The organism is Pseudomyxococcus flavus, from assembly GCF_050038885.1.
Taxonomy (GTDB): Bacteria; Myxococcota; Myxococcia; order Myxococcales; family Myxococcaceae; genus Myxococcus; species Myxococcus flavus.
Genome location: NZ_CP143624.1, coordinates 4,917,529 through 4,932,675 on the forward strand (window position 1 = coordinate 4,917,529; position 15,147 = coordinate 4,932,675).

12 protein-coding genes and 1 pseudogene are annotated in these 15,147 nt (G+C 71.7%); 7 read left to right on the forward strand and 6 right to left on the reverse strand.

Annotated elements, in window-relative coordinates:
* The first annotated feature begins 162 nt into the window (after positions 1-162).
* Positions 163-1,017 (forward strand): metallophosphoesterase family protein, encoded by an 855-nt coding sequence (locus VZL07_RS20575; RefSeq protein ID WP_426749259.1) that lies wholly within the window; start codon positions 163-165, stop codon positions 1,015-1,017.
* A gap of 34 nt (positions 1,018-1,051) precedes the next feature.
* On the forward strand, positions 1,052-2,671 hold the full coding sequence (locus tag VZL07_RS20580; protein ID WP_426749261.1) for an adenylate/guanylate cyclase domain-containing protein: 1,620 nt from the start codon (positions 1,052-1,054) through the stop codon (positions 2,669-2,671).
* Here VZL07_RS20580 and VZL07_RS20585 read toward each other — a convergent pair.
* The gene (locus tag VZL07_RS20585) at positions 2,661-3,044 is read right to left on the reverse strand and encodes a hypothetical protein (protein WP_426749262.1); all 384 of its coding nucleotides are present in this window, start codon (positions 3,042-3,044) and stop codon (positions 2,661-2,663) included. The genes VZL07_RS20580 and VZL07_RS20585 overlap by 11 nt on opposite strands.
* A gap of 390 nt (positions 3,045-3,434) precedes the next feature.
* Positions 3,435-4,514 (reverse strand): 23S rRNA (adenine(2503)-C(2))-methyltransferase RlmN, encoded by a 1,080-nt coding sequence (gene rlmN, locus VZL07_RS20590; RefSeq protein ID WP_426757338.1) that lies wholly within the window; start codon positions 4,512-4,514, stop codon positions 3,435-3,437.
* A gap of 170 nt (positions 4,515-4,684) precedes the next feature.
* Between rlmN and VZL07_RS20595 the strand changes: the two genes are divergently transcribed.
* The 3 genes from VZL07_RS20595 (at position 4,685) to VZL07_RS20605 (ending at position 8,646) form a co-directional block, all read left to right on the forward strand.
* A complete protein-coding gene (locus VZL07_RS20595; RefSeq protein WP_426749264.1) occupies positions 4,685-6,172 on the forward strand; it encodes a glutamate--cysteine ligase in 1,488 nt (495 codons plus the stop codon).
* 90 nt (positions 6,173-6,262) lie between these two features.
* Entirely contained in the window at positions 6,263-7,681 is a 1,419-nt protein-coding gene (locus tag VZL07_RS20600; RefSeq protein ID WP_426749266.1) for a hypothetical protein, read from the forward strand.
* Positions 7,682-7,881: 200 nt separating this feature from the next.
* Entirely contained in the window at positions 7,882-8,646 is a 765-nt protein-coding gene (locus tag VZL07_RS20605; protein ID WP_426749268.1) for a TolB family protein, read from the forward strand.
* Positions 8,647-8,765: 119 nt separating this feature from the next.
* Here VZL07_RS20605 and VZL07_RS20610 read toward each other — a convergent pair whose 3' ends face one another.
* The 3 genes and pseudogenes from VZL07_RS20610 to hemG form a co-directional block, all read right to left on the reverse strand.
* Entirely contained in the window at positions 8,766-9,536 is a 771-nt protein-coding gene (locus VZL07_RS20610; protein ID WP_426749271.1) for a LytR/AlgR family response regulator transcription factor, read from the reverse strand.
* Positions 9,533-10,594: a sensor histidine kinase gene (locus tag VZL07_RS20615; protein WP_426749273.1), complete on the reverse strand. Its 1,062-nt coding sequence runs from the start codon at positions 10,592-10,594 to the stop codon at positions 9,533-9,535. Before VZL07_RS20615 ends, VZL07_RS20610 begins: the two co-directional genes overlap by 4 nt.
* Before the next feature lie 266 nt (positions 10,595-10,860).
* A pseudogene (hemG, locus tag VZL07_RS20620) lies at positions 10,861-12,269 on the reverse strand (protoporphyrinogen oxidase).
* 79 nt (positions 12,270-12,348) lie between these two features.
* Between hemG and VZL07_RS20625 the strand changes: the two are divergent.
* On the forward strand, positions 12,349-13,038 hold the full coding sequence (locus VZL07_RS20625; protein ID WP_426749275.1) for an SDR family oxidoreductase: 690 nt from the start codon (positions 12,349-12,351) through the stop codon (positions 13,036-13,038).
* Positions 13,039-13,050: 12 nt separating this feature from the next.
* Here VZL07_RS20625 and pdxH read toward each other — a convergent pair whose 3' ends face one another.
* A complete protein-coding gene (gene pdxH, locus VZL07_RS20630; protein WP_426749277.1) occupies positions 13,051-13,713 on the reverse strand; it encodes a pyridoxamine 5'-phosphate oxidase in 663 nt (220 codons plus the stop codon).
* On the opposite strand from pdxH, the gene glgA reads away from it, so the two are divergent.
* Positions 13,714-15,147 carry a glycogen synthase GlgA gene (glgA, locus tag VZL07_RS20635; RefSeq protein ID WP_426749279.1) on the forward strand — a complete coding sequence of 478 codons (1,434 nt, stop codon included), beginning with the start codon at positions 13,714-13,716 and terminating at the stop codon, positions 15,145-15,147.

The following is a 15,147-nucleotide window of genomic DNA, read 5'->3' on the forward strand; positions in this document are numbered from 1 at the left end:
CCCCCGGGAGCGCAGGGGGAGGGGACAGGCGTGCGCGCGGTGCGGGTCATCGTCGCGGGGGACGATAACCGACGCCGGGGAGCGCCGCAGTGTCCGGGGGCCGCTTCATCGACGCTCCCGTGCACGGGTGGTACCTTCGGCGGGGAATGGCGGACCCCGTCGATGCGCATCGCCCACTGCTCTGACGTCCACATCACCGAGGACTACTTCGCGTTGCCGCTGCACCGGCTGGGCTGGCGGCGCTGGGTGGCCCTGGCGGAGCTCACCGTGGGAGGCCGTGCCCGGCGGTACGCGCGCGCCCCCCAGGCGCTGGCGGCCATCGCGCGGGAGGCCCAGGCACAGCGGGTGGACCACTTCGTCCTCTCGGGGGACCTGACGGCCTATGCGCTGGAGGGGGAGTTCCTCGGCGCCCGGCAGGCCCTGGGCGCGCTGGCGGAGGACCCCCGGCGGTGCACCGTCATCCCCGGCAACCACGACGTCTTCACGCCGGGAAGCCACCGCACCGGCCGCTTCGCGCGCCACTTCGGCCACCTGCTGGAGAGCGACCTGCCCGAGTACCGGCGCGAGGGCGCCTTCCCCTTCGTGCGGCTGGTGGGCACCGAGGTCGCGGTGGTGGGCCTGCTGTCGGCTCGCGTCCCGTACTCGCCGGGCCTGTCCTACGGGGTCATCGGCCCGGCCCAGCTCGAGGGCCTGGCCGCGCTGCTGAAGGATGTCCGGCTGGAGGGCCGCGCCGTGCTGGTGACGGTCCACCATGCCCCGCTCAATCCGCGGGGACGCCCGGACCGCTGGCACCACGGCCTGCGGGACGCGGACGCGCTGCTGCGGCTGCTGCCGGGGCCGCGCTACGCGGTGCTGCACGGGCACATCCACCACCGCTACCACCATCCCGCCACCGCCGACCGGCCCCACGTCTTCGGCGCGGGCTCCTCCACCGAGGCCGGCCACGAGGGGTACTGGCTCATCGACGTGGTGGATGGGCAGGTGGCGGGGGGCCAGCAACACACGCCCGCCCTGTGACAGCGCCGCCCCGGCGGCGATAGAAGGGCAGTCCATGACGAACGTGCCGTCTCCTTCGCCCACCGACATCACCCTGGAGGAGTACAAGTCGCTGCGCGCCCTCCATCGCGCCGTGGATGACCTCCTGGAGGAGAGCCTCCGAGGGCGGGAGACGCTGACGCAGACCTTCCGGCGCTGCTTCCCGTCCGTCCTCGCGCTCACCGGCGCCAGGGCCGTGGCCATCACCACGCGCGACGAGGAGCTGGTGGAGCAGACGTGGAGCGAGGGGGACTGGGGCGGGCGCCATCCCGGGGCGCTCCTGGAGGGCCTCGCGAGCGTGCGCCGGCTGGGCGAGGACACGCTGGTCAGCCAGCCGCTGGACGTGGCCGGCACCCGCGTGGGCGCGCTCGGCCTGCTCTTCCCGGGCGACGCCACCGCGCCCGCGTCATCCGCGCGCCTGCTGCGCATGCTGGACTCGGTGGCCGAGCAGCTCGACACCGTGCTGTGCCTGGTGCAGACAGCGTCGGAGAAGCACCAGCTCATCCTCCAGTGCAACCGCCACCTGGCCAACCCCGTCTTCGAGGCGGGCATGGACCTGGCCGTGCTGACGCTGGCGCAGCGCATGCACCTGCCGGGCTTCCTCCTGCTGTACCGCGACGCGGTGCAGCCGCACGTGCTGCACTACCGCACCTACCGCGGCGGGCACCTGGAGTTCGAGAGCGGCGAGCAGCCCCACCCGGGACTGGAGGCGGCCATCCGCCAGCACGGCCCCCGGCTCCTGCAGGGGGAGGAGTCCGCGCTGCGGGCCCTCTTCACCGGCCGCACCACCGAGGCCGTGCTCATCTCCGGGGCCGCCGCGCATGGGCCGCTGGGGAAGATTGTCGTCTGGAACGACGACGGCTTCTCCACGTACACCATGGACCTCATCCGGGTGCTGGCCTCCACGCTGAGCCAGCGCCTCCAGGACTACCACCGCGAGCGCATCCACCTGTCGCAGTTCTTCCCCAACGACATCATCGACGCGCTGCTGCAGGACCCGGCCTATGCGCAGCACCTGCGGGCCCAGGACCAGGAGGTGGGCATCCTCTTCGCGGACATCAACGGCTTCACCCGCATCTGCGAGCAGGGCTTCGACAGCCCGCGCAGCATCGGCCGCTTCGTGGATGAGTGGAGCGAGCGCGCCGTGGGCTGCATCTGGGCGCACGGCGGCGTGTTCGACAAGATGGTGGGCGACTGCGTCATCGGCCTGTTCGGTCCGCCCTTCTTCCGGGGCAGCCCGCAGGCGCGCGCGCGGGCCGCGGTGCGGGCCGCGTGTGACATCCAGGCCTTCACCGCGTCGCTGGGCGCGCGCGAGGAAGTGGCCGCGCTGTGCGAGCGCGTGAAGCTGCCTGGCCTGGGCGTGGCCATTGGCGTCAACCTGGCCCATGCGAACTGCGGCCTCTTCGGCCCCAACCGCCAGTACACGGCCTTCTCCAGCGGCATGAACCAGACGGCCCGCCTCCAGTCACTGGCGGGCTTCCGGGAGACGCTGGTGATGGACACGGTGCACGCCGCGCTGGAGGGCTCGGACGAGCCCTTCTTCCGGGGCTTGCGTTTCGGTCCCCTGACGGAGACGCCAGTGAAGAACGTGGCGCAGCCGCTGCGCCACTACCGGCTGGAGCCGCTCACGCCTTGAGCGGCGGGCCCGCGTAGCGCCGTGAGAAGTGAATCCAGCGGCGCTCGTCCACCTCCACCTGCCATTCGGAGTTGGGCGTCAGCGGCAGCCGGTGCTTCAGGAAGCTCTCCAGATGGTCCGCCGCCTTCACGGGCGTGAGGCCCGGCGCGCGGAACGCGATGTGGAGGAACACGTCCAGCGTGGCCGCCACGTCCACGGAGGCGCAGATGCGCAGCGGCCCCACGCGGCGTTGATAGAGCGTGTTCTGCCCCGGCCACGTGGCCGGGTCCGTCCCTGTCCGCGTCAGCGACAGCCAGTTGTACGGCTCGAGAACGAAGTCGAGCAGCTCGCTGCTCGCCTCATCCACCGTCGCGTGCTCCTGGATGGAAAGCATCGCCCACCTCCCCGGGGAAGCCGATGGAAAGAATGTGCCCATGGCGAGGTCGCGTGCAAGGGGCACCGCCCGCAATCGACATGGCCGTCCGCTACCGACACGGCGCACGCCTCGGGGTGTACCGCTGGACCCTGACAGGTGTGCCTTCGCGTCATGCCGCGAGCCCGCGCGTCGCGCACACGAAAAGCGACGCCGCGCTGGAACGCACGAGGGGTGTGGGGTGTGGCGGCCATGCGAGCGTGAGCTGGGCTCGAGCGGTGCTCGGGGCTCTCGACGCTCGCGACAGTGCGCTCGTACCTCGGGCCCGGCTGGACGGCGGGCCCGTGCCCTCGTGCGGGCGCCTGCCTCGCGCACGTTAACGGACGCGTGCGCGCGGCGTGGACCGCGAATTCACGCGCTGGTGGGAAGTGAACGGCGCGAGCGTCGCTCCACGGCCGCCTTGAGCTGGCCGCAGCCCGCGTCGATGTCGATGCCACGCCGCTGGCGCACCGTGCTGGGCACCGCGTACGAGGCGAGCACGTCCTGGAACGCGCGCACGGACTCCGGCCGGCTGGGGCCGCCGTCGTAGCCCACCGTGGGGTTGAGCGGGATGACGTTGACGTGCGCGTCCATGCCGCGCAGCAGCTGGCCCAGCGTGTGCGCGTGCTCGGCCGTGTCGTTGCGGCCGGAGATGAGCGTCCACTCGAAGAAGATGCGGCGCTTGCGCTTCTCGCTATAGTAGCGGCACGCGTCCATCAGCTCGTCCAGGGGCCAGCGGCGCCCGGCGGGCACCAGGGCGGCGCGCTCCGCGTCCGTGGCGCCGTGGAGGCTGACGGCCAGCTGCACGGGGCGCTCTTCATCCGCGAGCCGGCGGATGCCGGGCACCACGCCCACGGTGCTGAGCGTGATGAAGCGCGGACCCATGGCGAGCCCCATCGCATCCACCATGACGTCCACCGCGGACATCGTGTGCTCGTAGTTGTGCAGCGGCTCGCCCATGCCCATGAGGACCACGTTGCGCAGCGTCTCGCCGGTGCCACGGAGGATGCGGTTGACGTGCAGCACCTGCCCCACGATTTCGCCGGGCGTCAGGTGGCGCGACAGGCCCATCTGCCCGGTGGCGCAGAACACGCAGCCCATGGCGCAGCCCGCCTGCGTGCTGAGGCACACCGTGGCGCGGCCCTTGAACCGCATCAGGACGGTTTCGATGGTCTGCCCGTCCTCCAATCGCAGCAGCAGCTTGTGTGTGAAGCCGTCGCTGCTGAAGGACTCGTGGTGCACGGCCAGGTGGCTCAGGCGCGTGTGCTCGCGCAGCGCCCGCACCAGGTCCGGCCTCAGGCCTTCCAGCGCGTCGAAGGAGTCCGCGTGCCGGCGGTACAGGGCGGTCCAGAGCTGGTCCCGGTGGTAGGGGCCGAAGCCCCAGCCGGAGAGCAGGGCGCCCAGCGCGGGCCGCGTCAGGTCGTACAGGTTGGCGAGCGTGTCGGACGGCATGACCAGGATGCCCAGATAACACACCCGGCTGGGGCGCACCCGGGCCCCGTGCCTCCCGTGGACATTGACCCTGCCCTCGGGGGCGCCTTCCGGCGGGCGCCCGGTGGCCGGGCAGGCAGGCTCCCGGACGCCGGGGCGGAAGCCGGCGGCGGTGCCTACCTTGAGCCGCCATGGGGATGGCCATCCATCAGGAGGAATTTCTTCCGGAGGAGCATGCGCGCTTCTCGCGCCGGCTCATGGAGAACCTGGAGGCGCTGCGCGCGCTGCTGGCGCGTCCGGGCTTCGGCGTCGGCCGGCCGACGGTGGGCGCCGAGCTGGAGCTGTGCCTCGTGGATGCCCTGGGCTTCCCGTTGCCGGTGAACCGTCAGGTGCTGGCGCGGACGGAGGACCCGCGGGTGACGCTGGAGCTGGACGCCTTCAACCTGGAGTTGAACCTGCGGCCCGGGCCCCTGGCGGGGAAGCCGTTCACCGCGCTGCGGAAGGAAATCGAGAGCGGCCTGGCGGCGGTGGGCCGGGGGGCCGCCACGCAGGGGGCGCGCGTGGCCGTCATCGGCATCCTGCCCACGCTGCGCGAGGCGGACCTGGGCAGCAGCGCGCTCACGCCCGAGTCGCGCTATCGCGCGATGTCCGCCGCCATCCGTCATCGGCGGGCCGCGCCCTTCCAGGTCTCGATTCGCGGGGAGGAGGCGCTGACGCTCACCTGGAATGACGTGACGCTGGAGGGGGCGAACACGTCGCTCCAGTACCACCTGCGCGTGGCGCCCCGGGACTTCGCGCGCACGTACAACGCGGCGCAGCTCGCCACGGCGCCGGTGCTGGCGGCGGCGGGGAACTCGCCGCTCTTCCTGGGGCGGAAGCTGTGGGATGAGACGCGGGTGGCCCTGTTCCGGCAGGCGGTGGATGACCGGGGCGAGCCCGGCGAGGGCGGCTTCCAGCCCCACGCGCGCGTGTCGTTCGGCCACGGCTGGGTGCGAGAGGGCGCCTACGAGCTGTTCGCCGAGTCGGTGGCGCTGCACCCGCCGCTCTTGCCGGTGTCCGGCGATGAGCCGGTGCGCGAGCGCGTGGCGGCTGGCGAGGTGCCAGGGCTGGACGAGCTGCGCCTGCACCAGAGCACCGTGTGGAGCTGGAACCGCGCCATCTATGACCCGAAGGACGGAGGGCACCTGCGCATCGAGTTCCGCGCGCTGCCGGCGGGGCCGACGGTCGTGGACATGGCGGCCAACGGCGCGTTCCTGCTGGGCCTCACGCTGGCGTTCGCGGAGCGCGTGGACGCGTTGCTCCCCGCGCTGCCCTTCGTCCACGCGTATGGCAACTTCATCCGCGCGGCGCGGCAGGGCCTGGACGCGGAGATGCTGTGGCCGGCCGAGTCCGCGCCGAGCCCGCAGCGTCTCCCGGTGGCGGAGCTGGTGCCGAGGTTGCTGGCCGAGGCGCGAGAGGGCCTGGTGCGCGCGGGCGTGGACGCGTCGGAGGCGGACACGCTGCTCGGCATCATCGAACGACGGGTCGCGCTGCGGCGGACCGGCGCCATCTGGCAGCGGCAGGTGCTGTCCCGGCTGGAAGCGCAGATGCCCCGGCAGGACGCGCTGGCGGCAATGCTGGAGCGCTACCTCCACCTCGCCGAGTCCGGCGAGCCTGTCCATACGTGGCCGGTCGAGTAGGCTTTCGCCAGGGGCTCCTGCGTGAGCCCGCCTGAATATCCGGCCGCCGGAGACGTCACCGGACTTGCGCGACCTGCTTCGATACGACCCATGGCCCGGCTTCTCCTTGTTTCGTTGTTGGTTCTGTGTGCCTGCAGCACCCTGCGGGGCCGAGCGGACTCCCTGGCGGAAAAGGGCCTCTATGTGGAGGCCGCCGCCATCTACGACGACCTCCTCCGGCAGAGTCCGTATGATGCGGAGCTCCTCCAGTCGCGTGACGCGCTGCGCTCACGGGCGCTGTCGCAGCTGCTGAGCGACGCGCGGCAGGCCCGCCTGGAAGGGCGGGACGAGGACGCGGAGGCGCGGCTGCTGCGCTTTCTCGACCACCGGAGCCAATGGAACGCCAAGCTGGATGGTGGCCTGGAGAGCTCGCTGCTGGAGGAAGTGGAGGGCACGCGCCGTCACCTCCAGAAGCTCATCGGCGCTCCCGCCCAGAAGGGGCATGCGCTCACGGCGGAGCAGGCGTTGCTGCGCAAGCAGCCGCTGCTGGCGCACCGCGAGCTGGCCCGCATCGCCCGCGACATGGAGTGGGTGGTGCTCCAGAGCGGCAAGACGTCCTGCCAGCGGCTGAAGGACATGAGCACCGACGACAGCCCTCACTGGCGCGAGCTGGTGTTCCGCTACTGCGGCCACTGGCGGGAATACGCACCCAGGCCCGCCGCCGTGCCCGAGCTCTTCGGCCCACCGTCGTGGACGGGCCGCGTGGAGGGCCTGGATGACGCGCAGCAGGCGCGGCTCGAGGCCCGGCTCACCCAGGCCTTCGAGTCCTCGCCCTGGTTCGCGCCCGGTGCCCCGGAGCGGCCGGTGTTCACCCTGGAGGGGCGCTTCACCACGGAGCGCGACAGCCACCAGGTGGCGCTGACCGCGCCGTGGACGGAGAGCGTGCCGTACACGGACCATGAGGACCGCACGGAGGTCATCGAGGAGCCCTACGAGGCCGAGGAGGAGTACACGGACTCGGACGGCAAGACGAAGACGCGCAAGGTGACGAAGTACACCCGGCACACGCACACCTACTCCGTCCCCGTCACCCGCTACCGGCAGGTCCCCCGGACCTTCGAGTACCACGCGCTGCGGCTGTCGCAGGCGCACCACGTCGCGGTGTCGTCGTCCGCGGTGCTGGATGCGCGGCGCGGGCCCTTCACCGTGGCGTTGCAGGACCAGCTCTCCGAGTCCGGTCACGAGCACGATGTCACCTTCCATGAGGGCAACGTGCGCCCCGAGCGCCCGCGCTTCACCGCCGCCGAAACGTGGCTGGAGGCGAAGGTGGAGGCCCTGGGGGCGGCCTTCTCCCAGCAGCTCGTCACGCACTGGCGAGAGTCCTACTGTTCCACGCCCTCACTCACATTGGACGAGGCCGCACGGTGTGCGCGCGCGGGCGTCGCGATGCCCGTACAAGCGGTCCGGGTCCTCTCGGACATCCTTGGCGCGGATGCGACCCAGGTGCCCGCGCTCTTCGCTTCGCCATGACGCGGTGTGTGGCTTGGCCGCGTCCGGTCGGCGGGTAGCATTTATGACGGTCCGGATTGTTATGGTGTTCTGACCTGGAATACCCGTGAGCGCGGACTGTAAAACCAGCCAACCCCGCGCTGGTAGGTGGATTCCACCCAGAGGACCGTATGCATCCGACCGACGTCCGCTGCCGTACCCGTTGGAACCTTGCGATGTGGATGACTTCTTCGCTCGTGCTCGCCGCGTGCGGTGGGGCGGACGGGGAGTCGCTCGTGGATTCGGAGTCGCAGGCCGTGGCGTCCCAGTCGGTGGTGACACCATCCACCGAGGATGCCGATCGCCGCATCATCGTCTACCAGACGACCTCGCTTCAGCTCATGCGCGTGGACCACAAGGGCACGTCGCACCTGGTGGCGCAGCGTACCGGCGAGCCCGCGATTTCTTCGGATGGCAAGCGCGTGGCGTACGCGAAGCTGCCGGACTCGTACCGCGCCGGAGACCCGGTGCGGAGCTCGGAGCTCCACGTGCTCAACGTGAGCTCGGGCAAGTCGGAGCAGGTGACGCAGGGCTTCGACGACAGCCAGCCCGTGTGGACGCCGGATGGAAGCGTCGTGCTGTTCCAGTCCACGCAGCGCTCGGGCGTGCCCTCGCTGTGGCGCGTGAAGAAGAACGGCAAGGACCTGACGCAGGTGACCAACAAGGGGAGCCGCTCGGAGATGAGCTCGGCCCACATCCCGAACCCGGCGCTGGGTGGCACGCTCGAGTGGGACGCCGACCGGCGCATCATCGTCTACACGACGACCAGCCTGCGCCAGGGCGAGGACGGCGAGGTGCGCGTCATCGCCTTCGACAAGAACTACGACGTGGCGTCGGCCTACAGCCTGGGCCGGGGCTTCGCGCCGGAGTGGACGGAGCGGGGCACCGTCGTCTACTCGCGCAACGAGGGTGGCCGCGTCGTCACCATCGAAGCGCGCGTGCCGTGAGCAGGTAATCGGCGCGCCCGTGCGCCAGGTGTCGGGCACGGGCGTGTGAGTGGAAGGGACGCCTGCGCGGCAGCACCGGAGCGCAGGCCCAGCATGCGCCGCAGCTCCCGCGCCGAGGCTCAGCCCTCGTCCTCGACGCCGCGGCGCAGGCCCAGCATGCGCCGCAGCTCCCGCGCGGATTGACGGCTCACCTCCACCGCATGCCCACGAAGGGTGCGCGCTAGATAGCCGCCTGTGTCCAGCGGCTCCAGGCGCGCCACGTGCGTGAGGTTGAGCAGCGCGCGCCGGTGGACGCGGTGGAAGTGCTCCGAGGGCAGCTTCTCCACCAGCTCGTTGAGCGTGAAGTCGGTGAGGAAGTCGCCCTGCGTGGTGAACACCGTCACCAGCTCGTCCTCCAGCGACGCGTGGGAGATGGTCTCCGGGGCGACGAGCACGATGCCCTGCCGCGTGGGAATGGGCAGCCGTCCCAGACTCCGAGGCGCCGAGGTCGCGGCCTTCGCCGTCCCACCCGCCGGAGTCGTGCCCGGGCCGCGTGAGCGCGCGCGCTCCAGCGCCTTCTGGAGCCGTGCGGGCTCCACGGGCTTGAGCACGTAGTCCACGGCGCCATGCTCGAAGGCCTGCACGGCGTGCTCGGCGTGGGCGGTGCAGAGGATGACGCGAGGGCCGCTCTCGGGCAGCAGGGCCAGGGCATCCAGGCCGCTGAGGCCCGGCATGTGGATGTCGAGCAGCACCACGTCCACGCCACCGGCGCGCACGGCGGCGAGGACGGCGTCCGCATCGGCGGCCTCGCCGCAGACCTCCGTATCCGGGAGCGCGGCCAGCAGGCGGGACAGGCGCTTGCGCGCGAGCAGCTCGTCGTCGGCGATGAGGACGCGAAGCGGGGCGCTCACGTGAGGACTCCAGGTCGGGGGCCCGTGCGGGGCAGGGTGACGGCGACGCGGGTGCTCGCCTCGCCACTGGCGAGCACGAGGCGGGCGGCGCCGCCATAGGCCAACGCGAGGCGGCGCTCCACGGTGGGCAGGCCGGCGCTCCCCTCGCGCGGGCCGCGGGAGATGCCGGGGTTCTCGATGGCGACCTCCACCTCGTGGCCCTTCACGGTGACGTCCAGGGACAGGCGGCCGCGGTGCCCGGCGGCGGGGCCGTGCTTCACGGCGTTCTCCGCCAGGGGCAGCAGCACCAGCGGCGGGACGGGGACGTCGCCCACGCCCGCGGGCACGTTCAGCTCGAGCTGGAAGAGGTCGGGGTCGCGGAGCAGGTGCAGGTCGAAGAGGGTGTGGATCAGCTCCAGCTCCTGGGCCAGGGGCCAGGTGGCGCTGCGCACGCCCGCGAGCACCGAGCGCAGCATGGTGGACAGGCGCAGCACGGCGGCCTCGGCCACGGCGCCGTCCTCGCGGCACCACTCCGCGATGGCGTTGAGCGTGTTGAAGAGGAAGTGCGGGTCCAGGTGGCTGCGCAGCGCCAGGAGCTGCGCCTGCTCGGCCTCCAGCGCGAAGCGCGCGGCGCGGGCACGCTCGCGGCTGAGGCTCTCCTCGAAGCCGATGTCGCGTCCCAGGCCCCAGCCGCCCACGAGGAAGAGCGCGCCGCACACGGCGAGGTTGGTGGGCTGGGTAAGGAAGGTGGGGCCCATGCGCAGGAGCTTGGGCACCACGAAGCCCGACGTGAGCACCACGCCGCTGCCCACGGTGGCGTAGAGCAGGAGCCGGATGCCGCCGTGGCTGAGGTCCAGGCCCTCCGGGAAGAGGACGCGGTAGGAGACGGGCGCCACCGCGACGAAGAGCAGGCACATCAGGAGGCCCAGGCCGAGCGCGGCCCCCATCGGCTCGTGACTGAAGCGCACCTGCGCCGCAATGAGCGCGGCGGACACGACGAGGATGGGCAGCAGCCGCCGGGGCTCCACGAGGGCCCGCAGGGTGGCGCGGACGATGGAGCCTTCCGACGTTTCCAGCATGCGCCCGCGGAAGCCTACTCCGCCGGGCGCGTCATGGGGCGGGCCGCTCCTCCAGCTCCGTCTCGAAGGCGTCGAGCAGCATGCTGCCGGCGAGGACGACGGGGAAGAGGACGATGGCAACGACGACGAGGACGGGAGCGGGGAGGGGCATGGCGGGGGACTCCTGACTCCAGGAAGCATGCACCGCCAGTCTGACGCGCTTTCCTGGTCTTCGCTGACGCCTCCGGCCCGAGCGGTCGCTCCCGGACAACGAGCGGTCGCAGTCGCTATTTCCGAACGGTTTCCTCGCCCAGCAGGGCATCCGCGAGCTGCGCCGCGTTACGGATGCAGTCGTTGAGGCCGATGCCCTTGTACGCGTTTCCCGCGAGGTGCAGCCCGGGCCAGCGTTGGAGCGCCGCGTCGATGCCGGCCATCCGCTCCAGGTGCCCCACGTTGTACTGGGGGATGCCGCGCGGCCAGCGGAAGACCTGCTGGAAGGTGGGCTGCGCCGTCACGCCCGCCAGCGCCCGCAGCTCCGCGAGCGCCAGCGCCGCGAGCGCCGCCTCGTCGCGCTCCACCAGATCCGGCTGCCGCGCGCCGCCCACCATGCAGGTGTAGAGCACGCGTCCGCCTTCGACGCGGAAGGGGAAGGTCGTGGACGCGTGGATGGCGCCCAGGAGCTGGCGCTGCTCCGCGAAGGGCACCAGGAAGCCGAAGCCGTCCGGCGCGGGCAGCGTCCTCGCGTCGAAGCCCAGGTGCACCACCGCGATGGGCGCGTAGTCGATGCGGGCCACCTGCGCCGCGAGCGCGTCATCCAGCGGGCGGAGCAGCTGCGCCGCGACAAACGCGGGCACCGCCAGCACCACGTGGGACGCGGTCAGCTCCGCGCGGCGCCCGTGCTCCTCGACCATCAGCCGCCAGCCGCCGTCCACGCGTGTCAGCCCGTCCACCCGCGCGCCCACGTGCGCCGCGTCTCCCAGCGCGGAGGCCAGCGCGTCGATGAGCACCTGGAGGCCGCCGTCGAAGGTGCTCAGGGCGCCGCTCAGCTTCGGCGCGTCCCCGGCGGGCAGCGCCTCGCGCTGGGCCTTCTGCGTGCGGATGGCGCCCAGGATGAGGCTGCGGTGCTCGCGCTCCAGCGTCACCAGCAGGGGGAAGGTGGCCGCGACGCTGAGCCGCTCCACGTCGCCCGCGTAGATGCCCGTCTGCACCGCGTCGAGCAGCACCTGGGTGGCGGTACGTCCGAGGTGACGGCGGCCGAACGCGGCCAGGGATTCATCCGTGCCTTCCGGGGCGCGGCGGGAGAGCAGCTCGCCCACAACGCGCAGGCGCGCGCCGAGCGGAAGAATGTCCGATGCGAGAAACGCGGGCGGCGAGGATGGCACCGACCGGAGTCGGCCTCGCGTGTAGACATAGCGACGCTTCGCCGCGGGGTCGGCGACGCGGATTCGACCTTCCAGGTTCAGCGCCGCCGCGAGCTCGCGCGTTGCGGGCTCGCGGTCCAGGAAGCTGTTGGGCCCCTGTTCCACCAGGTAGCCTGCGCGCGCATGCGTGCCCACCGCGCCTCCAAGACGGGCGGAGGTCTCCAGCAGCACGGCATCCGTACCGCGCGACCGCAAACGGTGCGCGATGGCCAACCCCGAAATCCCACCTCCCACGACGGCGACAGTCATCCGTTTGTCCTCGACATGTGGTGCATCCGGTTACCAGCGTGCACTCCCCAGTCGTCAACAGGCGTGTTTTGCCAGCGCGAGGCATTCAGCGCGTTAATGCCATGCATGCGCTACGTCATCACCGGAGCGAGCAGGGGGATTGGTTTCGAATTCGTCCAGCAGCTCGTGCTGCGAGGCGATACCGTCGAAGCCGGGGTCCGGTCACCCGAGGGTGCACGGCGACTGGAGCCCTTGAAACAAGTCGCGGGCAACCGCTTGCGCGTCCATGCGCTGGACGTGGGAGACGACGCCAGCGTTCGCGCGTTCGCCGCCAACGTGTGCACCAGTCCCGTGGACGTGCTCATCAACAACGCCGGCGTCGCCGGCTCGTGGTGTGCGTTGAGCGACGTGGACTACGCGGACATGACCCGCACGTTCACCATCAACGCCCTGGGGCCGCTGCGCGTCACCAGCGCCATCCTGCCTGGCTTGCGGCGAGGCGCCATGCGGCGGGTGGCGCACGTCACGTCGCGGATGGGCTCGCTCGCCTCGAACACCGACGGCGGCGCCTACGCGTACCGCATGTCGAAGGCCGCGCTGAACATGGCCGTGCGCACCATGTCCATGGACCTGCGCGCGGAAGGGTTCGTCACCGTGCTGCTCCACCCTGGCTGGGTGCGGACGGACATGGGCGGCCCGGACGCCACGCTGCCGGCGCCGGACTCGGTGCGCGGGATGTTGCGCGTCATCGACGGGCTGAGCCCCGAGCACAGCGGCCGCTTCTTCGACTACCAGGGCGTCGAGGTGCCCTGGTAGCGCGGCGCCCCGTCAGGGGTAGAGCATCTGCGTGCGCCAGCCGCCGTCCTCGCGCAGGTAGACGTGCCGGTCGTGGAGCCGGCTGGCCCGGGCGTGCCAGAACTCGATCCGGTCCGGCACCACGCGGAAGCCGGACCAGTGCGGCGGGCGCGGGACGGCCTGGCCCGCGTACTTCTGCTCCACCTCCGCCACGCGGGCCTCCAGGTCCTCGCGCGAGGGCAGCGGCTGGCTCTGCAGGCTGGCCCACGCGCCCACCTGGCTGCCGCGGGCACGGCTCTGGAAGTACGCGTCCGCCTCGGCGTCCGACACGCGCTCCACACGGCCCTCCACGCGGACCTGCGTGTCCAGCGGTTGCCAGTAGAAGCAGAGCGCCGCGTGTGGATGCGCTCGCGCCTCGCGGCCCTTCCGGCTCTCGTGGTTGGTGTAGAACACGAAGCCGCGGGCATCGAAGTCCTTGAGCAGGACGACGCGCGCGCTGGGACGCCCGTCATCCCCCACGGTGGCGACCACCATGGCGTTGGGGTCCACGGGAATGGCCTGCTTCGCCCGCTCGAAGAGCTCCGCGAAGCGCTGGATGGGGTCTGGAGGAATCATCACGCGCCGCAACATATGGGGGCGGGGGCGGCCGTGCACCTTCGCCGTTGACTCGCCCGGCGCACGCGTCAATGTGCGCACATGAAAGTCCTCTTCATCTCCTCGGAGGTGGCCCCGTTCTCCAAGACGGGGGGCCTGGGGGACGTGGCCGGCGCACTGCCCGCCGCGCTCGCCTCGCTGGGCCATGACGTCAAGGTCATCACCCCGCGCTACCGCGACCTGCGGGACGCGGAGCGGCTCGCGCCCACCGGGCAGTCGCTGCTGCTGCGCTTCCCCTTCGGCGAGCTGTCGGGGCCCATCCTCTCCGTCCGCGTGGCCGAGCGGCTGGAGGTGCTCTTCCTGGAGAACGAGTTCCTCTTCGGCAACCGCCACGGCCTCTACGGCGACGCGTGGGGCCCCTTCTCCGACAACCACCGGCGCTTCGCCTATCTCTGCGTGGGCGCGCTCCAGGCGGCGCAGCGGCTGCGCTTCATCCCGGACATCGTGCACGCCCATGATTGGCAGACGGGGCTGGCGCCCGTGGCCCTGCGGCGCGGCTTCCAGGCCGGGCCGCTGGCGAACGCGCGCAGCGTCTTCACCATCCACAACCTCGCCTACCAGGGGCAGTTCTCGAAGGACGTGATGGGCGACCTGGGGCTGCCCTGGGACTTGTTCACCGCCCACGACGGGCTCGAGTTCCACGACGCGGTGAGCTTCCTCAAGGCGGGGCTCGTCTTCTCCGACGCGCTCACCACCGTGTCCCCCACCTACGCGAAGGAAATCCAGACGCCGGAGCAGGGGGACGGCCTGGACGGCCTGCTCCGCCATCGCGCGCACCGGCTCCACGGCATCCTCAACGGCATTGACACGCACGAGTGGAACCCGGAGACCGATGCCTTCCTCCCGGCCCGCTACAGCGGCACGGACATGGCCGGCAAGGCCGTGTGCAAGCGCGAGCTGCTGGCGCGCTTCGGGCTGGAGGACACCGCGGCGCCGGTGTTCGGCTTCGTCAGCCGGCTGGCCTGGCAGAAGGGCGTGGACCTGCTGCTGGAGGCCCTGCCCACCGCGCTCCGCGCGGACATCCGCGTCGTCGGGGTGGGCAGCGGCGACGGCCCCCTGGAGGAAGGGCTGCGGGCGTTGCAGGCCCATTTCCCGAAGCAGGTGGCCGTCCACCTCGGCTTCGATGCCGGGCTGTCCCACCTGGTGGAGGCCGGCGCGGACTTCTTCCTCATGCCCAGCCGCTACGAGCCGTGCGGACTGAACCAGATGTACTCGCTGCGCTATGGCACGGTGCCCATCGTCCGCGCCACCGGAGGCCTGGTGGACACGGTGGAAGGAGGGCTGGACGGCAACGGCATCCTCTTCGAGGCCTTCCACAAGGCCGCCCTGCTGGCGGCCATCCGCCGGGCCCTGGCCCTCTACGCGGACCCGCCGCGCCTGGCCGAGTTCCGGCGCCGGGGCATGGCGAAGGACTTCTCCTGGGACGCTTCCGGCCGCCGGTACCAGGCCCTCTTCCAGGAGGTCGCTGCGGAATAG